Consider the following 18,514-nt stretch of genomic DNA (forward strand, 5'->3'; position numbering starts at 1 on the left):
CTCATTCGGTCGTCGGTGGAGCCGCGGTCTCGCCATGAGTGCCGCGCGGCTCCCTTTCTGGGGGTTCCGTGGGTTCCGTGGGTTCCGTGGGTGCCGTGCCGACGTTGCTGACGGCGTCGACGGTGCTGACGGCGTCGGCGGTGCCGATGGTGCTGACGGTGTCAGCGGTGCCGATGGTGCTGACGGTGTCGACGGACTGCCCGGGCCCGGCGGTCTCCGTGGGGGCGGACGCGTCCCGTGCCGCCGGCTCGCCCTCGGGGTCCAGGAGGGCGCAGACGACGGTGAGCAACTGGTCCACGTCCACCGGTTTCGGTACGTAGTCGGTGGCTCCCTGCGAGATGGCCTTCTCGCGGTCACCCGGCATGGCCTTGGCGGTCAAGGCCACGATCGGCAGCCCCGCCCAGCGAGGGGAGCGGCGGATGGCGGCGATGGTCTCATAGCCGTCCATCTCCGGCATCATGATGTCCATCAGGATCAGGTCGGTGTCGGCGTTGCGTTCCAGGGTCTCGATGCCCTCGCGGCCGTTCTCCGCGTACAGGACGATCAATCCGACGCGGCTCAGGACGTGGGTGAGCGCGAAGACGTTGCGGATGTCGTCGTCGACGATGAGGACGCGGCGGCCCGGCAGGATCCGGCCCGCGCGCCCGGCCTTCCACGCCTCCAGCTTGGTCGGCGCGGGCCAGTTGTCCTCCGGCTCGGGCAGCGCCTGGGCCGACAGGGCCGTCTGGCTCTGCGGCTCGGGCGCCGGGAGCGCGCGCGAGGTCGCGTACGCCACGGCCGCCGCGCCGTGCCCGGGGTGCACCACCGGCACGTACAGCGTGAAGACCGAGCCCTCGCCGGGGCGGGACTGGGCGGTGATGCGGCCGCCGAGCAGGCCCGCGATCTCGCGGCTGATGGACAGGCCGAGGCCGGTGCCGCCGTACTTGCGGTTGGTGGTGCCGTCGACCTGCTGGAACGCCTCGAAGATCACGGGGAGCTGCTCGGGCGGGATGCCGATGCCGGTGTCCTTGACGGTGAAGCTGATCAGGTCGCCGCGGTCGCTGAGCATCGGGTCGGTGGACTGCTTGACGTGCTGGACGCTCAGCTCGACACGGCCGTTGGCGGTGAACTTGACCGCGTTCGACAGCAGGTTGCGCAGGATCTGCTGGAGGCGCTGCTCGTCGGAGAACATCTCGCGCGGCACGTCCTGGCCGACCGTCACGTCGAAGGCGAGGCCGCGGTCGAGGGTGAGCGGGCGGAACGTGGCGTGCACGTAGTCCAGGACCTTGATCAGCGGCAGCTTCTTCGGGCGGACGTCCATGCGGCCCGCCTCGATCTTCGACAGGTCGAGGATGTCGTTGATCAACTGGAGCAGGTCGGAGCCGGACCGGTGGATGGTGGTGGCGAACTGCACCTCCTGGTCGGAGAGGTTGCCGTCGGGGTTGTCGGAGAGCAGCCGGGCGAGGATCAGCAGCGAGTTCAGCGGGGTGCGCAGCTCGTGTGACATGTTCGCGAGGAACTCCGACTTGTACTGCGAGGAGGTGGCGAGCAGCGCCGCCTTCTCCTCCAGCTCGGCGTTGGAGCGGCGCAGCTCCGCCTGCTGGCGCTGGAGCTCGTCCGAGCGCTCCTGGAGCTGCGTGGCGAGCCGCTGGGACTCGCTGAGCAGGGACTCCGTACGGGAGTTGGCGATGATCGTGTTGATGGCCACGCCGATGGTGTTGACGAACTGGTCGAAGAACGCCAGGTGGACGTCGGAGAAGCGGGAGAACGTGGCCAGCTCGATCACGCCGAGCAGCTTGTCCTCGAAGAGGATCGGGATGATGACGACGCTCGCCGGGGACGCGTCGCCGAGCCCCGAGTGGATCTTGATGTAGTCGGGCGGCACCTCGTCGAGGAGGATGCGCTTCTTCTCCAGGGCCGCCTGGCGCACCAGGCCGTGCGCGGGCATCCCGCCGGTGTCGACGAGGAAGCCCTCCTCCTCGGTGCCCGAGCCCTGCGCGGAGCCGTACCCGGCGATGAAGGCGAGGCCCTTGGCGGGGGAGGTCTGCAGCGGGGCGGTGCCGTCGGCGTCCGGGTTGGCCAGGAAGAACGCGCCGTACTGGGCGTTCACCAACGGTGTCAGCTCGCGCAGGATCAGGTCGGCGACCTCCATCAGGTCCCGGTGGCCCTGCATCAGGCCCGCGAGGCGGGCCAGGTTGGACTCCAGCCAGTCCTTGGCGCGGGTGGTCTCGCGCAGGTTGGACACCATCAGGTTGATGTTGTCCTTCAGCTCGGCGACCTCGCCGCGGGTCTCGACGGTGATGGACCGGGACATGTCGCCCTGCGCCACGGCGGAGGCGACCTCGGCGATGGCGCGGACCTGGGTGGTCAGGTTCAGCGCCAGTTCGTTCACGTTCGTGGTGAGGCGCTTCCAGGTGCCGTACACGCCCTCGACGCGGGCCTGGCCGCCGAGCTGCCCCTCGGAGCCGACCTCGCGGGCCACGCGGGTGACCTCCGAGGAGAACGAGGACAGCGTGTCCACCATGGTGTTGATGGTGGTCTTCAGCTCCAGGATCTCGCCGCGCGCGTCCACGTCGATCTTCTTGCTCAGGTCGCCCTGCGCCACCGCCGTCGCGACCTGGGCGATGTTGCGGACCTGGCCGGTGAGGTTGTCCGCCATGTAGTTGACGTTGTCGGTGAGGTCCTTCCACACGCCGGACACGCCGAGGACCTGGGCGCGCCCGCCGAGCCGGCCGTCGGTGCCGACCTCGCGGGCCACGCGGGTGACCTCGTCGGCGAAGGCGCGGAGCTGCTCCACCATCGTGTTGACGGTGTCCTTGAGCTCCAGGATCTCGCCGCGCGCCGTCACGGTGATCATCTTGGACAGGTCGCCGTTGGCGACGGCCGTGGTCACCTGGGCGATGTTGCGCACCTGGGAGGTGAGGTTCGACGCCATGAAGTTGACGTTGTCCGTCAGCTCCTTCCAGACGCCGGACACGCCGCGCACCTGCGCCTGGCCGCCGAGGTTGCCCTCGGTGCCGACCTCGCGGGCGACGCGGGTGACCTCGTCGGCGAAGGCGGAGAGCTGGTCGACCATCGTGTTGATCGTCGACTTCAGCTCCAGGATCTCGCCCTTCGCCTCGACGGTGATCTTCTTCGACAGGTCCCCCTGGGCGACGGCCGTCGACACCAGCGCGATGTTGCGCACCTGGGAGGTGAGGTTGTCCGCCATGAAGTTGACGTTGTCGGTGAGGTCCTTCCACACGCCGCTGACGCCGCGTACGTGGGCCCGGCCGCCGAGGTTGCCCTCGGTGCCGACCTCGCGGGCCACGCGGGTGACCTCGTCGGCGAAGGCGGAGAGCTGGTCCACCATCGTGTTGACGGTGTCCTTGAGCTCCAGGATCTCGCCGCGCGCGTCCACGGTGATCTTCTGGCTCAGGTCGCCGTTGGCGACGGCGGTGGTCACCTGGGCGATGTTGCGCACCTGGGAGGTGAGGTTGGACGCCATGAAGTTGACGTTGTCCGTGAGGTCCTTCCACACCCCGGACACCCCGCGCGCCTGGGCCCGCCCGCCGAGCCGGCCCTCCGTGCCCACCTCGCGGGCCACCCGGGTGACCTCGGCGGCGAACGCGGACAACTGCTCGACCATGGTGTTCACGGTGAGCTTCAGTTCGAGCAGCTCACCGGTGGCCTCGACGGTGACCGTGCGGGTCAGGTCGCCCTGCGCCACGGCCGTCGTGACCAGGGCGATGTCGCGGACCTGCGCGGTCAGGCGCGAGGCCATCGTGTTCACGGCCTCCGTCACGTCCCGCCAGCTCCCCGACAGGCCCCGGACCTTGGCCCGGCCGCCGAGCCGGCCCTCGGTGCCGACCTCCCGGGCCACCCGCGTGACCTCGCCCGTGAACAGGGAGAGCTGGTCGACCATGGTGTTCACGGCGCGGCCGAGGCGCCGCAGGTCGCCGCGCAGCTCCCGGGACCCGTCGTGCAGGTCGACGCGCTGGGTGAGGTCGCCGCCCGCCACCGCGTTCAGCACCCGGGTGGCGTTCGTGGCGGGCGCGACCAGGGAGTCCAGGAGCGAGTTCACCTCGAACACCCGGGTCGCCCAGCTCCCCTGGCCCGGGCTCGCCGTGAACCGCTCGTCGAGCCGCCCGTGGCGCACCATCTCGCGGCGGACGCGGTGGAGTTCGGAGTCGAAGTGGGTGGAGCGGTCGACCAGCTCGTTGAAGACGCCGATGAGCTCGGCCGTCAGGCCCGAACCGATCAGCGGCGCCTTCGTGAAGTTCCCGTCCCGCGCGGCCCGCATGGCCGCGAGCAGCGTCCGCAGCTCGGCCGACCCGGCCCCGTCCTCCCGGCCCGCCGCCTCGGCCGCCCGGCCGCCGGGAGCCGGGCCGGACCCACCCGGCGTACGCGGACCGGGGGACGGGGGTGCCGCGGACGGCGGCGGGGTGCCGAGGGCGGGCTGGGACGGAATCCGGCCACGCCGCGACCTGGGCGCGCCCGACGCGCCGGTGGATGCAGGGCGCGGAAGGGGACCGGGGGCTTCCTCGGAGGCGGGCGCCGAGGCCCGGGCGGAATCCCGCGTTTCGGCCGATGCCGGAATCTGACCGTGTCCGGCCCCGGGCGTAGCACTGTTCTCACTCATGATGGCCCACTTCGGTAACTCGGCGCTTATGGGCCCAGTCAGTCTGTCACTCTGTCCGTGTCGCCTGAGGCGTATTCGTCCGAACTGCTCAGGAGCCGCACCGTGGGGGCCATTCCGATGCAACGGGAGACCACGTTCCGCGCCTCCGCCGAGCCCGGGGCGCGCCCCGGGCAGTCGCCGGTGGTACGCACCTCTCTGCCCGGAAACCCGCTTGCGCCCTCCGCCGCGCGCCGCTTCGTGCGCGCGGCGCTCGCCGACTGGGCGGAGCTCGCGGCGCCCGCCGCCGCCGGGATCGGGGACCGGCTCGCGAACGACGCGGTCCTGGTGGTCAGCGAACTGGTGACGAACGCGGTGGTGCACGCGGGCACGTCCGTGGAGATCCTGTGCCGCCTGGACGGGGCGGCGGCGACCGAGGACGCCGTCGACGTCGTGGTCGTCGAGGTCTCCGACCACCACCCGGCGCGCGCCGTCCGCAGCACCCCGCGCGCCCCGAAGCCGGACATTCCCGAGTACGGCCGCGGCCTGCACCTCGTCGCCACCCTCGCCGAGTCCTGGGGCATCACGTACCGCTCGGGCACCAAGACGGTCTGGGCGCGGCTGCCCGTGGACGGCGAGCAGATCCTCGCCGGACTGCCCGAGGCCGAGCCGCACACCGGCGACCGGGCGATCCAGCGCAGCCTGCGCGCCGCGGAGATCCTCGCCCCGGTCCCCAGGCGGGTCCCGCACGACGCGGAGTGGGTCAACCGGGGCGCGCTGACGTTCCTCGCCGAGGCCTCGGACCTGCTCGCCGGGCAGTTCGACGAGAACCTGGTCGCCGCCCTCGCCGGACAGCTCCTCGTGCCGCGGCTCGCCGACTGGTGCGCGGTGTGGCTCGACGACGAGGCGGAGTCCGCCGGGCGCGCGGCGGGCGACCGCGCGCCGGGCACGCGCCTCGCGCGCGTGTGGCACACCAGCGAGCAGCGGATAGAGGAACTGCGCCGGGTCCTGGAGAAGGAGCCGCCGCGCCTCGCCGACCCGGCGGGCCCCGGCGCGGTCCCGGTGCCCTGGCCCGGCGAGGCCGTCGGCGGCACGACCGGCGGCGCGGCCGTCGCCTACCGCCTGCTGGCGGGCGGCCGGCAGCTCGGCACGCTGGTGATAGGGCGGGCCGGCCTCGCCCGCTTCGCCGACGAGGTCACCGGCCTCGTCGAGGACTTCTGCCGCCGCGTCGCCCTCGCCATCGGCGCCGCCCGTCGCTACCAGCGCCAGGCCACCATCAGCCGCGTCCTCCAGCGCGGCCTGCTGCCGAGCGCCGTCGCGGAGATCCCCGGCGTGCAGAGCGGCATCGTGTACGAGCCGCGCGAGCAGGGCGGCCCGGGCGGCGACTTCTACGACGTGTTCCAGGCGGGGCGCGGCCGCTGGTGCTTCGCCCTCGGCGACGTCCAGGGCAAGGGCCCCGAGGCCGCCGTCGTCATCGGCCTCGCCCGGCCCTGGCTGCGGCTGCTCGCCCGCGAGGGCTACGAGGTCGCCGAGGTCCTCGACCGCCTGAACCAGCTCCTGCTCGACGACGCCACCGAGGCTGCGGACGCGGCGGCGGCCGTCATGGCCGTCGCGGGCGGCCAGGGCGTGCCGCCCGAGGGCACCACCGCGCGCTTCCTGTCCCTCCTGTACGGCGAGCTCATCCCCCACGAGGACGGGGTGCACTGCACCGTGGCGAGCGCCGGGCACCCGCTGCCGCTGCTCCTGGACGCCGAGGGCCAGGTGCGGCCCGCGGCCGAGCCGCAGATGCTCCTCGGCGTCGTCGACGACGAGACGTACGTCAGCCAGACCTTCGACCTGCGCCCCGGCGACACGCTGCTGTGCGTCACGGACGGCGTGACCGAGCGCCGCGCGGGCGGGCGCCTCTTCGACGACGGCGACGGCCTCGCCGCGGCCCTGGCGGGGTGCGCGGGCCTGGACGCCGCCCTGGTCGCGGAGCGCATCCGCCGCCTCGTCCACGAGTTCTCCAGCCGGCCGCCCGACGACGACCTGGCCGTGCTGGTCCTCCAGGCCCGCTGAGCCGCCGCCGGGCGGGCATCGCGCCCCGTCCGCGCAGGGGAACGGGGCGGAACGGGGGAAACGCGGCGCGGCCGCATAATGGAACGCATGCCTTCCGCTCTCCCCGACGGGGAACCCGTGCCCCAGGACGGGGCGCTCCCCCCGGCCGCCCTCGCGGGGACGGCGCCGCTCGGCTTCTACCTGCACGTGCCGTACTGCGCCACCCGCTGCGGCTACTGCGACTTCAACACCTACACCGCCACCGAGCTGCGCGGCACCGGCGGCGTCCTCGCCTCCCGCGACAACTACGCCGACACCCTCGCCGAAGAGGTCCGCCTGGCCCGCAAGGTCCTCGGCGACGACCCGCGCCGGGTCCGGACCGTCTTCGTCGGCGGCGGCACGCCCACGCTGCTGGCCGCCGACGACCTGGTGCGGATGCTCGCGGTGATCAGGGACGAGTTCGGCCTCGCCGACGACGCGGAGATCACCACGGAGGCGAACCCGGAGTCCGTGGACCCGGCGTACCTGAGCACGCTGCGCGAGGGCGGCTTCAACCGGATCTCCTTCGGCATGCAGAGCGCCCGGCAGCACGTCCTGAAGGTCCTCGACCGCACGCACACCCCCGGCAGGCCCGAGGCCTGCGTCGCCGAGGCGCGCGCGGCGGGCTTCGACCACGTGAACCTCGACCTGATCTACGGCACCCCCGGCGAGAGCGACGACGACTGGCGGGCCTCCCTCGACGCGGCCGTCGGCGCCGGGCCCGACCACGTGTCGGCGTACGCCCTGATCGTCGAGGAGGGCACGCAGCTCGCCCGCCGCATCCGGCGCGGCGAGGTCCCCATGACGGACGACGACGAGCACGCCGACCGGTACCTGATCGCCGAGGAGACCCTCTCGGCCGCCGGGTTCCAGTGGTACGAGGTGTCCAACTGGGCCGCTTCCGAGGCCGGCCGCTGCCTGCACAACGAGCTGTACTGGAGGGGCGCCGACTGGTGGGGCGCGGGCCCCGGCGCGCACAGCCACGTCGGGGGCGTGCGCTGGTGGAACGTGAAGCACCCCGGCGCGTACGCCGCCGCGCTCGCGGAGGGGCGTTCGCCCGGGGCCGGGCGGGAGGTCCTGGCGGACGAGGACCGGCGCGTCGAGCGGATCCTCCTGGAGCTGCGGCTGCGGGACGGGTGCCCGCTGGGCCTGCTGAAGGAGCAGGGCCTGGCGGCGTCGCGCCGCGCCCTGGCGGACGGGCTGCTCGACCCCGGGCCGTACGAGGAGGGGCGGGCGGTGCTGACCCTGCGGGGGCGGTTGCTGGCGGACGCGGTGGTGCGGGACCTGGTCGACTGAGGGGGTTCTCCCACCCGCCCGCCCTTCCCGGGGCTGCCGCCCCGGACCCCTTGTCCCGGCTGGGGCTGCGCCCCTTTCCCCCGCTTTTCGGCGCTTCGCGCCTCGTCCTCAAACGCCGGACGGGCTGATATGCCCACCGGCCGTCACGAAATCGATCAGTTCCTCCACTCGGCCCAGGAGCTCCGGCTCCAGGTCCTTGTAGCTGCGCACCGAGCCCAGGATCCGCTGCCAGGCGGCGCCCGTGTTCTCCGGCCAGCCGAGGGCGCGGCACACCCCGGTCTTCCAGTCCTGGCCGCGTGGGACGCGGGGCCAGGACGCGATGCCCAGGGACGACGGCTTCACCGCCTCCCAGATGTCGATGTAGGGGTGGCCGACCACCAGCGCGTGCGGACTGGACACCTCCGCCGCGATGCGGGACTCCTTCGAGCCGGGCACCAGGTGGTCGACCAGGACCCCGAGGCGGGCGTCCGGGCCGGGGGAGAACTCCGCGACGATCGCGGGCAGGTCGTCGACGCCCTCCAGGTACTCGACGACGACGCCCTCGATGCGCAGGTCGTCGCCCCACACCTTCTCCACGAGCTCCGCGTCGTGGCGCCCCTCCACGTAGATGCGCCCGGCGCGCGCCACCCGCGCCCGCGCGCCCGGCACCGCGATCGAGCCGGACGCGGTGCGCGCGGGGCGCCGGGGCGCCGCGGCCGTCGGGCGGACGAGGGTGACGACCTTGCCCTCCAGGAGGAAGCCGCGCGGCACCATCGGGAAGACACGGTGCTTGCCGAAGCGGTCCTCCAGGGTCACCGTCGGCCCCTCGGCGGTCTTCTCGCAGCGGATCACTGCCCCGCAGAACCCGGTCCCCACCTCCTCCACCACCAGATCGACCTCGGCGGGAACCTCCGGAACGGGGGCCGACTTCTTCCACGGGGGCGTGAGATCCGGGTTGTAGCTGCGCATCCGACAGACGGTAGGACATCGGATGACGTCCCGTCACTCCACGGCGCGGGGTGTCCCGGCGGGCAGGACTACGGGGCGAGGGTCCGGGGTCGGGAACCCGGGGGCGAGGGCCCGGGCGGAATCGGGGGCCGCCGGGGCGGGGCAGGGGGTCAGGCCGTGCCGAAGCGCCGTGCCAGCTCCTGCCGCTGGGCGCGGACGAACGCCGCGTCCACCACCGCCCCGTGCCCGGGCACGTACAGCGCGTCCTCGCCGCCCAGGGCCAGCAGCCGGTCGAGGGCGGCGGGCCACCGCCCCGGCACCGCGTCGGGCCCGGCCTGCGGCTCGCCGGACTCCTCGACGAGGTCGCCGCAGAAGACGACGTCGGGCTCGCCGGGCACCAGGACCGCGAGGTCGTGGCCGGTGTGCCCGGGGCCGACGTTCGCGAGCAGCACCTGGACGCCGCCGAGGTCCAGCGTCCGCTCGCCGCTCACCAGGTGGCGGGGGCGGACCAGCAGGTCGGCGGCCACGGCGGCGGCGCGCCCGTCCAGGCCGTGCGCGACGGCGTCCGCGCGCAGCTCGTCGCGGCCCCGGTCGAGGACCGCGTCGACGCCGGCCGCGCCGAACACCTCGACCCCCGCGAACGCCGCCGCCCCCAGGACGTGGTCGAAGTGCGGGTGCGTCAGCGCGAGATGCGTCACGCGACGGCCGCCGAGCAGTTGCCGGGCCTCGCCGCGCAGCTCCGCGCCCTCCCGCAGGCTCGACCCGGCCTCGATCATCAGGGCGGCGCCGTCGCCGGCGACCAGTCCCGCGGTGCAGTCCCAGACGGGCAGCCGCCGCCGTCCCACGCGGGGGGCGAGCCGCTCCCAGCCCGCCGCGCGCCAGTCGGGCGCCGGGGTGACAGGTGCGTTCATACGGCGACGCTAGCGCCGCCCGGGGAGCGAGGCAGCCGGTACCCCGGCCACACGTGGGCATGACGACAGGGGTCGGGCCTTGCCGGGGCTGTACCCACCGGCCGTACACTGGCTCGACGAAGGTTTGGCACTCGCGTGTGGTGAGTGCCAGGGCGGGGCCGCCGCGGGGGGCTCGGGACCAGGGACGACAGTGGGAGGTGTGCGCGATGCTGAGTGAACGCAGGCTTGAGGTGCTGCGCGCCATCGTCCATGACTACGTCGGCACGCAGGAGCCCGTGGGCTCCAAGGCGCTCACCGAGCGTCACAGCCTGGGCGTCTCCCCGGCCACGGTCCGTAACGACATGGCGGCGCTGGAGGAGGAGGGGTTCATCGCCCAGCCGCACACCAGCGCGGGGCGCATCCCCACCGACAAGGGGTACCGGCTGTTCGTGGACAAGCTGGCGGGCGTCAAGCCGCTGAGCGCCCCCGAGCGCCGGGCGATCCAGAACTTCCTCGACGGCGCCGTCGACCTGGACGACGTCGTGGGCCGTACGGTGCGGCTGCTCGCGCAGCTCACCCGGCAGGTCGCGGTGGTGCAGTACCCGTCCCTGACGCGGTCGACGGTGCGCCACGTGGAGCTGTTGTCGCTCGCCCCGGCCCGGCTCATGCTGGTCCTGATCACGGACACGGGGCGGGTCGAGCAGCGCATGATCGACTGCCCGGCGCCGTTCGGTGAGACGTCCCTCGCGGACCTGCGGGCCCGGCTGAACAGCCGGGTCGCGGGCCGGCGTTTCACGGACGTGCCGCAGCTCGTCCAGGACCTGCCCGAGTCCTTCGACAAGGAGGACCAGGCCACGGTGGCGACAGTCCTGTCCACCCTCCTCGAGACCCTGGTCGAGGAGAACGAGGAGCGGATGATGATCGGCGGCACCGCCAATCTCACCCGCTTCGGACATGACTTCCCTCTCACGATCAGGCCGGTCCTCGAGGCCCTGGAGGAACAGGTCGTCCTCCTCAAGTTGCTGGGCGAGGCCACGGATTCGGGCATGACCGTGAAGATCGGTCACGAGAACGCCCATGAGGGGCTCAGCTCCACGTCCGTGGTCTCCGTCGGCTACGGTTCGGGAGGCGAGGCAGTGGCCAAGCTCGGCGTGGTCGGACCGACCCGCATGGACTATCCGGGAACGATGGGAGCAGTACGCGCAGTGGCACGTTACGTCGGACAGATCCTGGCGGAGTCGTAAGTGGCCACGGACTACTACGCCGTACTCGGCGTGCGCCGCGACGCTTCCCAGGACGACATCAAGAAGGCCTTCCGGCGGCTCGCCCGCGAGCTGCACCCGGACGTCAACCCCGACCCCAAGACGCAAGAGCGCTTCAAAGAGATCAACGCCGCGTACGAGGTGCTGTCGGACCCGCAGAAGAAGCAGGTCTACGACCTCGGCGGCGACCCGCTGTCCCAGTCGGGCGGCGGCGGTGCGGGCGGTTTCGGAGCCGGTGGCTTCGGCAACTTCTCGGACATCATGGACGCGTTCTTCGGTACGGCGGCGCAGCGCGGGCCGCGCTCGCGCACCCGCCGCGGCCAGGACGCCATGATCCGCCTGGAGATCGACCTCGACGAGGCGGCCTTCGGCACCACCAAGGACATCCAGGTCGACACGGCCGTCGTCTGTACGACGTGCTCCGGCGAGGGCGCCGCGCCCGGCACCTCCGCGCAGACCTGTGACATGTGCCGCGGCCGCGGCGAGGTGTCCCAGGTCACGCGGTCCTTCCTGGGCCAGGTCATGACCTCGCGGCCGTGCCCGCAGTGCCAGGGCTTCGGCACCGTGGTGCCCACGCCGTGCCCGGAGTGCGCGGGCGACGGCCGCATCCGGTCCCGCAGGACGCTCACGGTGAAGATCCCGGCCGGTGTGGACAACGGCACGCGGATCCAGCTCGCGGGCGAGGGCGAGGTCGGCCCGGGCGGTGGCCCGGCGGGCGACCTGTACGTGGAGATCCACGAGCTCCCGCACCCCGTCTTCCAGCGGCGCGGCGACGACCTGCACTGCACCGTCACCATCCCGATGACGGCGGCGGCGCTCGGTACGAAGGTGCCGCTGGAGACGCTGGACGGGGTCGAGGAGGTCGACATCCGGCCCGGCACCCAGTCCGGGCAGTCGATCCCGCTGCACGGGCGGGGCGTCACCCACCTGCGCGGTGGGGGGCGCGGCGACCTGATCGTGCACGTGGAGGTCCTCACGCCCACCAAGCTCGACCCCGAGCAGGAGCGGCTGCTGCGCGAGCTGGCCAAGGCCCGCGGCGAGGAACGCCCCACGGGCCAGTTCCAGCCGGGCCAGCAGGGCCTCTTCTCCCGCCTGAAGGACGCCTTCAACGGGCGGTAGCGCCTTGAACGGGTGGGCCCCGGCTCTTGGGTGCGCAGCACCTGAGGGCTGGGGCCCAGCCTTGTCCCAGCTCAACGAAGCCCGAGTGCCACCGGCGCGCGGCACCTGGGCTGTGCCCACCCGTCCCGCCCAGCGGGACGATTGCCCACAGCAGGCAAGACGGCGCGGTAAGCGCTCCGCGTCGGAGCCGGGCGGGCGGAGCCGGGTGTCACGGGTGGGCGGGTGGGAAAGAATCCGGCCGCGGTAGCGGCAGGGAAGTACCCCGCACAAGGCGCCCCCGCCAGACGTGGCACGATGCCTGCATGCCCTCCCCACCCCAAGCCCTCTGTCGCCACCCGATCGTGCAGGCCCCGATGGCGGGCGGCGCCTCGACACCGCGGCTCGCGGCGGCCGTCAGCGAGGCCGGGGGGCTCGGTTCGCTCGCGGCCGGGTACAAGACCGCCGACGGGATGTACCAGGAGATCAAGCAGGTCAGGAGCCTGACGTCGCGCCCCTTCGGGGTGAATCTCTTCATGCCGCAGCCGGAGTACGCCGACCCGGCCGCCGTCGAGGTGTACCGCAACCAGCTCGCCGGCGAGGCGACCTGGTACGAGACCGAGCTCGGCGACACCGACGTCAAGCGCGACGACGGCTACGAGGCCAAGCTGGCGATCCTGCGCGACGACCCGGTGCCGCTGGTGTCGTTCACCTTCGGCTGCCCCACGCGCAAGGACGTGCAGGCCCTGGCCCGGGTCGGCACCACGACCGTGGTCACGGTCACCACGCCCGAGGAGGCGCTCGCCGCGCAGGAGGCGGGCGCCGACGCCGTGTGCGTGCAGGGCGTCGAGGCGGGCGGCCACCAGGGCACGCACCGGGACAACCCGGAGACGGACCGGGCCGGGATCGGCCTGCTGAGCCTGCTCACGCAGGTCAGGGAGGCCGTACGGCTGCCCCTGATCGCCACCGGCGGTCTGATGCGGGGCGCGCAGGTCGCCGCGGTGCTCGCCGCGGGCGCGGACCTCGCGCAGCTCGGCACGGCGTTCCTGGTCACCCCGGAGTCCGGCGCGCACGCCCTGCACAAGCAGGCCCTGACCGACCCGCGGTTCGTCCGCACGGAGCTGACCCGCGCCTTCTCGGGCCGCCCCGCGCGCGGCCTCGTCAACCGCTTCCTGCGCGAGCACGGCCCGTACGCGCCCGCCGCCTACCCGCAGGTCCACTACCTGACGTCCGGCCTGCGCAAGGCGGCGGCCAAGGCCGGCGACCCGCAGGCCATGGCGCTGTGGGCGGGCCAGGGCCACCGCCTGGCGAGGGAGCTGCCCGCGGCCGAACTGGTGGAGGTGCTCGTGGCCGAGCTCGACGCGGCGCGGGCGGTCCTGGCCGGGCACGGCGCGGCCGGACCCGGTGCGGGTGACGGTACGGACGGTGCGGCATGACGGCGCCGGTGTTCGTCGTCGACGGCTTCGCGGGCGCCGCGCCGGGACGTACGTACGTACTCGAAGGTCCCGAGGGGCGCCACGCGGTGTCCGTGAAGCGGCTGCGCGCCGGTGAGGACGTCGTGCTCACCGACGGCGCCGGGAGCTGGGCGCACGGCACGGTCGCCGGCACCGAGGGCAAGGACCGGCTGCTGGTCGCCCTCGACGACGACGGCGTACGCGAGGAGGCCCCCCAGAGCCCCCGCATCACCGTCGTCCAGGCCCTGCCCAAGGGGGACCGCGGGGAACTCGCCGTGGAGACCATGACGGAGACCGGCGTGGACGCGGTCGTGCCGTGGGCCGCCGCGCGCTGCATCACGCAGTGGAAGGGCGAGCGCGGCCTGAAGGCGCTCGGCAAGTGGCGGGCGACGGCCCGCGAGGCGGGCAAGCAGTCGCGCCGGGTCCGCTTCCCCGAGGTCGCCGAGCCCGCCACCACCAAGCAGGTCGCCGCGCTGCTCGCGGACGCCGACTTCGCGGGCGTCCTGCACGAGGAGGGCAGCGAGCCGCTGGCCACGGCCGAACTGCCCGCCGCCGGGCACATCGTGCTCGTCGTCGGCCCGGAGGGCGGCGTGTCCCCCGAGGAGCTCGCGGTGTTCGCCGAGGCGGGCGCCCGGCCGTACCGCCTCGGGCGCAGCGTCCTGCGCACCTCGACCGCGGGCACCGCGGCCACCGCCCTGCTCCTCGGCCGCACGGGCCGTTGGTCCTGACGGCGTCCGGCGGGGGCGCCGGGCCGGGGACCGGGGAGCTCGGGCAGTGCCCCGCGCCCCGCATCCGGCGCTGTGCGCCCCCGTGCGCCGGGGCCCGCTGGACAGATGGCCGCAAGCGGTCTACCGCGGCGCCCCTTACGGTGGCACCCTGCCGCTCATGGGGGCTGTGAGGCGGTTACCGCGTACGGGCCAACTCCCGCGTCTGCCGGGCCGGTTGGCGAGACGGCGCGCCCTGGTGGCCGTGGCCGCCGCGGGGGCCGCCGGGCTCGCCCTGGTGGCCTGCGACCCCGTCGAGGGCGACATGAGCACCTCCGCCATCGCCGTCACCACCGACAAGACGGGCACCGCCGAACTGGAGCGGCAGCACCTCGACGTGGCCTGGCTCAACTGCACGGCGTCGTTCGTGAACAAGGGCGACGGCGCCGACGACCGTACCGCGAAGGACGAGCCGCGCGAGGCGGAGGTCGACTGCCAGGGCAAGTCCAAGGGCGACGACGGCGAGCAGGACATCACCATCAAGGGCCGCGTCACCGAGGTGGTCAACGGGCGCTGCGTCCGCGGGAACCTGACCGCGCGCGTCGAGGGCAAGGAGTGGTTCCGCGCCGACGTGCTCGGCAACTGCGCGGGCGGCGGCGGCAACGACGGCGACCACGGCAACGGGGACGACGGCGACCACGGCAACGGGGACGACGGTCACGACGGCGACGGGGACGGCGGTCACGACGACCCGCCCGTCACCCACGACCCCGACCCCGACCCCGATCCGGAGGAGCCCGCGCCCACCGCCACCGTCACCGTGACCGAGCGGCCGGACCCCACGTGCGACTGCTATCCGGGCAAGTGATCCAAAGCGGTGCCCCGGGCGCCTCCGCCTGCTTAGGCTGACGGTGTGACACAGCCTGCCTACCTCCGGTTTCCGCACCCGCACGGCGAGTTGATCGCCTTCACCGCCGAGGACGACGTCTGGGTCGCGCCCCTCGACGGCGGCCGCGCCTGGCGGGTCAGCGCCGACAACGCGCCCGTCAGCCACCCGCGGATCTCGCCCGACGGCACCACCGTCGCGTGGACGTCGACCCGCGACGGAGCGCCCGAGGTGCACGTCGCGCCCGTCGACGGCGGCCCCTCCCGGCGCCTGACGTACTGGGGCGGCTCCAGGACCTCCGTGCGCGGCTGGACGCCCGACGGGCGGGTCCTCGTGGTGAGCGCGCACGGCCAGGCCTCCTTCCGCCGCACCTGGGCGCACGCCGTCCCGCTCGACGGCGGGCCCGCCGAGAAGCTCCCGTACGGCGTCGTCGGGGGCGTCGCCCACGGCCCCGACGGCCAGGTCGTGCTGCTGTCCGCGCCGATGGGCCGCGAGGCCGCCTGGTGGAAGCGGTACCGCGGGGGCACCGCGGGCAAGCTGTGGATCAGCACCCACGCCGACGCGGCACCCGGGCCCGGCACGACGGAGCCCGGGCCCGACGCGGACCCCGGCGCGCGGGACGGCGCGGACCCCGCGGGCGGGCTCCGCTTCGTCCGCCTCCACGCCGACCTCGACGGCAACATCGAGTACCCCCTGTGGGTCGGCGACCGCGTCGCCTTCCTCTCCGACCACGAGGGCGTCGGCGCCCTCTACTCCTCCCTGCCCGACGGCACGGGCCTGCGCCGCCACACCCCCCTCGGGGGCTTCTACGCCCGGCACGCCGCCACCGACGGCACCCGGGTCGCGTACGCCTGTGCCGGTGAGCTCTGGCTCCTGGACGACCTGGCGGGCGCCGAGCCGCGCCGCCTCGGCGTCCGGCTCGGCGGCCAGCGCGCCGACCTCCAGCCGCACCCCGTCAACGCCGCCCGCTGGTTCGGGGCCGCCGCGCCCGACCACACCGGACGCGGCAGCGCCGTCTCGGTGCGCGGCGCCGTGCACTGGGTCACCCACCGCGAGGGGCCCGCCCGCGCGCTCGCCACCGCGCCCGGCGTACGGGCCCGGCTCCCGCGCACGTTCCGCGTGGACGGCGAGGAGCACGTGGTGTGGGTGACGGACGCCGAGGGCGACGACGCCCTGGAGTTCGCGCCCGCCACCGGCCCCGCCCCCGGCGCCACCCCGCGCCGCCTGGCCGCCGGACAGCTCGGCCGCGTCCTCGCGCTCGCCGTGGCGCCCGACGGCAGCCGCGCCGCCGTCGCCTCCCACGACGGCCGGGTGCTGCTCGTGGAGCGGGAGAGCGGCGAGGTCCGCGAGGTCGACAGGGCCGAGCACGGCGACGCCACCGGCCTGGTGTTCTCGCCGGACTCCGCGTGGCTCGCCTGGTCCCACCCCGGGCCGCGCCCGCTGCGCCAGCTCAAGCTCGCCAACACCGGCGACCTGTCGGTGTCGGAGGCCACCCAGCTCCGCTTCCGCGACTACAGCCCGGCGTTCACGCTCGACGGCAAGCACCTGGCCTTCCTGTCCGCGCGCGCCTTCGACCCCGTCTACGACGACCACGTCTTCGACCTCGCCTTCGTCGGCGGCGCCCGGCCGCACCTGCTCACCCTCGCGGCCACGACGCCCTCGCCGTTCGGGCCCCAGCGCCACGGCCGCGCCTTCGACTCCTCCGACGGGCCGCACGCCGAGACCCCCGACAGCGAGGGCTCGCCGATCACCCGCATAGACCTCGACGGGCTCCCCGAGCGCATCGTGCCGTTCCCCGTCGAGGCCGCCCGCTACAGCACGCTGCGGGCCGCCAAGGACGGCCTGCTGTGGCTGCGCCACCCGGTGCGCGGCGTGCTCGGCGCCTCCCGCGCCACCCCCTCGCGGCCCGAGCCGTCCTCCGCCCTGGAGCGTTACGACTTCGGCCAGCGCCGCGTGGAGGAACTCAGCGGCGACGCGGACCACTTCGCGGTCACCGGCGACGGCAAGCGCATCCTGCTGTGGGCCGACGGCAAGCTCAAGGTGGTGCCCAGCGACCGGCGCGCCTCCGGCGACGAGGACAGCGACACGAACATCACCGTCGACCTCGGCCGCGTCCGCCAGGACGTCGACCCGGCCGCCGAGTGGCGGCAGATGTACGCCGAGGCGGGCCGACTCATGCGGGACAACTTCTGGCGGCCCGACATGGGCGGCGTCGACTGGGACGCCGTCCTGGAGCGCTACCGGCCGGTCCTGGACCGCGTCGCCACCCACGACGACCTCGTCGACCTGCTCTGGGAGGTCCAGGGCGAACTGGGCACCTCGCACGCCTACGTGGTGCCGCGCGGCGGCCACGGCAGCCGCCAGGGCCTGCTCGGCGCGGACCTCGCGCGCGGCGCGGACGGCCTGTGGCGCGTGGAGCGCGTACTGCCCTCTGAGACCTCCGACCCGACGGCCCTGTCCCCGCTCGCCGCGCCCGGCGTCGCCGTGCGCGCGGGCGACGCGATCCTCGCCGTGGGCGGGCGGCCCGTCGACCCCGTGACCGGGCCGGGCCCGCTGCTCGTCGGCACCGCGGGCAAGCCCGTCGAGCTGACCGTGTCCCCGGCGGGCGGCGGCGACCCCCGGCACGCGGTGGTGGTCCCCGTGGACGACGAGGAGCCGCTGCGCTACCACGCGTGGGTCGCCGACCGCCGCGCCTACGTCCACGAGCGCTCCGGCGGCCGCCTCGGCTACCTGCACGTGCCCGACATGCAGGCCCCCGGCTGGGCGCAGATCCACCGCGACCTGCGGATCGAGGTCGCCCGCGAGGGCCTGGTCGTGGACGTCCGGGAGAACCGCGGCGGACACACCTCGCAGCTCGTGGTGGAGAAGCTGGCCCGGCGCATCGTCGGCTGGGACCTGCCGCGCGGCTCCGGCCCCATCAGCTACCCCGGGGACGCCCCGCGCGGGCCCGTCGTCGCCGTCGCCAACGAGTTCTCCGGCTCCGACGGCGACATCGTCAACGCCGCCATCAAGGCCCTCGGCATCGGCCCCGTCGTCGGCACCCGCACCTGGGGCGGGGTCGTCGGCATCGACAGCCGCTACCGCCTCGTCGACGGCACCCTCGTCACCCAGCCCAAGTACGCCTTCTGGCTGGAGGGTTTCGAGTGGGGCGTGGAGAACCACGGCGTCGAGCCGGACGTCGAGGTCGTCATGGCCCCCGAGGACCACGTGGCCGGACGGGACCCGCAGCTCGACGAGGCCGTCCGGATCGCGCTCGCCGCGCTCGCCGAGAACCCGGCCCGCACGGCCCCGCCGCTGCCCTGAGCGATACCGGCCCGGCGGTCAGGAACGGGCGGATAGCATGCCGAC

11 protein-coding genes are annotated in these 18,514 nt (G+C 74.2%); 8 read left to right on the top strand and 3 right to left on the bottom strand.

Features of this window, described 5'->3' with window-relative positions; genetic code table 11:
* Window position 1: 1 nt before the first annotated feature.
* The gene (locus IE330_RS07485) at window positions 2-4,261 is read right to left on the bottom strand and encodes a HAMP domain-containing hybrid sensor histidine kinase/response regulator (protein ID WP_229925457.1); all 4,260 of its coding nucleotides are present in this window, start codon (window positions 4,259-4,261) and stop codon (window positions 2-4) included.
* 441 nt (window positions 4,262-4,702) lie between these two features.
* On the opposite strand from IE330_RS07485, the gene IE330_RS07490 reads away from it, so the two are divergent.
* Both IE330_RS07490 and hemW read left to right on the top strand, forming a co-directional pair.
* Window positions 4,703-6,634: an ATP-binding SpoIIE family protein phosphatase gene (locus IE330_RS07490; protein WP_229925458.1), complete on the top strand. Its 1,932-nt coding sequence runs from the start codon at window positions 4,703-4,705 to the stop codon at window positions 6,632-6,634.
* An 87-nt stretch (window positions 6,635-6,721) separates the two neighbouring features.
* Window positions 6,722-7,948 (top strand): radical SAM family heme chaperone HemW, encoded by a 1,227-nt coding sequence (gene hemW, locus IE330_RS07495; protein WP_190135071.1) that lies wholly within the window; start codon window positions 6,722-6,724, stop codon window positions 7,946-7,948.
* Between the two features lie 108 nt (window positions 7,949-8,056).
* On the opposite strand, the gene IE330_RS07500 is transcribed toward hemW, so the two are convergent.
* Both IE330_RS07500 and IE330_RS07505 read right to left on the bottom strand, forming a co-directional pair.
* Window positions 8,057-8,896 (bottom strand): DUF3097 domain-containing protein, encoded by an 840-nt coding sequence (locus tag IE330_RS07500; RefSeq protein ID WP_190135072.1) that lies wholly within the window; start codon window positions 8,894-8,896, stop codon window positions 8,057-8,059.
* A 149-nt stretch (window positions 8,897-9,045) separates the two neighbouring features.
* Window positions 9,046-9,786, bottom strand: a complete 741-nt coding sequence (locus tag IE330_RS07505; protein WP_190135073.1) for an MBL fold metallo-hydrolase — start codon at window positions 9,784-9,786, stop codon at window positions 9,046-9,048.
* A gap of 206 nt (window positions 9,787-9,992) precedes the next feature.
* Between IE330_RS07505 and hrcA the strand changes: the two genes are divergently transcribed.
* The 6 genes from hrcA to IE330_RS07535 all read left to right on the top strand — a co-directional run bounded on the left by hrcA (window position 9,993) and on the right by IE330_RS07535 (window position 18,469).
* Window positions 9,993-11,009: a heat-inducible transcriptional repressor HrcA gene (hrcA, locus tag IE330_RS07510; RefSeq protein WP_190135074.1), complete on the top strand. Its 1,017-nt coding sequence runs from the start codon at window positions 9,993-9,995 to the stop codon at window positions 11,007-11,009.
* Window positions 11,010-12,146: a molecular chaperone DnaJ gene (gene dnaJ, locus IE330_RS07515; protein WP_190135075.1), complete on the top strand. Its 1,137-nt coding sequence runs from the start codon at window positions 11,010-11,012 to the stop codon at window positions 12,144-12,146.
* A 302-nt stretch (window positions 12,147-12,448) separates the two neighbouring features.
* Window positions 12,449-13,558 (top strand): nitronate monooxygenase, encoded by a 1,110-nt coding sequence (locus IE330_RS07520; protein WP_190135076.1) that lies wholly within the window; start codon window positions 12,449-12,451, stop codon window positions 13,556-13,558.
* Window positions 13,555-14,304, top strand: a complete 750-nt coding sequence (locus IE330_RS07525; protein WP_190135077.1) for a 16S rRNA (uracil(1498)-N(3))-methyltransferase — start codon at window positions 13,555-13,557, stop codon at window positions 14,302-14,304. Before IE330_RS07520 ends, IE330_RS07525 begins: the two co-directional genes overlap by 4 nt.
* Before the next feature lie 214 nt (window positions 14,305-14,518).
* Entirely contained in the window at window positions 14,519-15,148 is a 630-nt protein-coding gene (locus IE330_RS07530) for a hypothetical protein (RefSeq protein WP_190135078.1), read from the top strand.
* 45 nt (window positions 15,149-15,193) lie between these two features.
* Window positions 15,194-18,469 carry a S41 family peptidase gene (locus tag IE330_RS07535; RefSeq protein ID WP_190135079.1) on the top strand — a complete coding sequence of 1,092 codons (3,276 nt, stop codon included), beginning with the start codon at window positions 15,194-15,196 and terminating at the stop codon, window positions 18,467-18,469.
* The last annotated feature ends 45 nt before the right edge of the window (window positions 18,470-18,514 follow it).

Origin of the sequence: Streptomyces longispororuber, from assembly GCF_014656095.1 — a bacterium.
GTDB classification, from domain to species: Bacteria; Actinomycetota; Actinomycetes; order Streptomycetales; family Streptomycetaceae; genus Streptomyces; species Streptomyces longispororuber.

Coding starts and splice junctions, on each gene's coding strand:
- IE330_RS07525 (WP_190135077.1), top strand. CDS start 13,555: ATGACGGCGCCGGTGTTCGTCGTCGACGGCTTCGCGGGCGCCGCGCCG.
- IE330_RS07505 (WP_190135073.1), bottom strand. CDS start 9,786: ATGAACGCACCTGTCACCCCGGCGCCCGACTGGCGCGCGGCGGGCTGG.
- hrcA (WP_190135074.1), top strand. CDS start 9,993: ATGCTGAGTGAACGCAGGCTTGAGGTGCTGCGCGCCATCGTCCATGAC.
- IE330_RS07520 (WP_190135076.1), top strand. CDS start 12,449: ATGCCCTCCCCACCCCAAGCCCTCTGTCGCCACCCGATCGTGCAGGCC.
- IE330_RS07485 (WP_229925457.1), bottom strand. CDS start 4,261: ATGCGGGCCGCGCGGGACGGGAACTTCACGAAGGCGCCGCTGATCGGT.
- IE330_RS07500 (WP_190135072.1), bottom strand. CDS start 8,896: ATGCGCAGCTACAACCCGGATCTCACGCCCCCGTGGAAGAAGTCGGCC.
- hemW (WP_190135071.1), top strand. CDS start 6,722: ATGCCTTCCGCTCTCCCCGACGGGGAACCCGTGCCCCAGGACGGGGCG.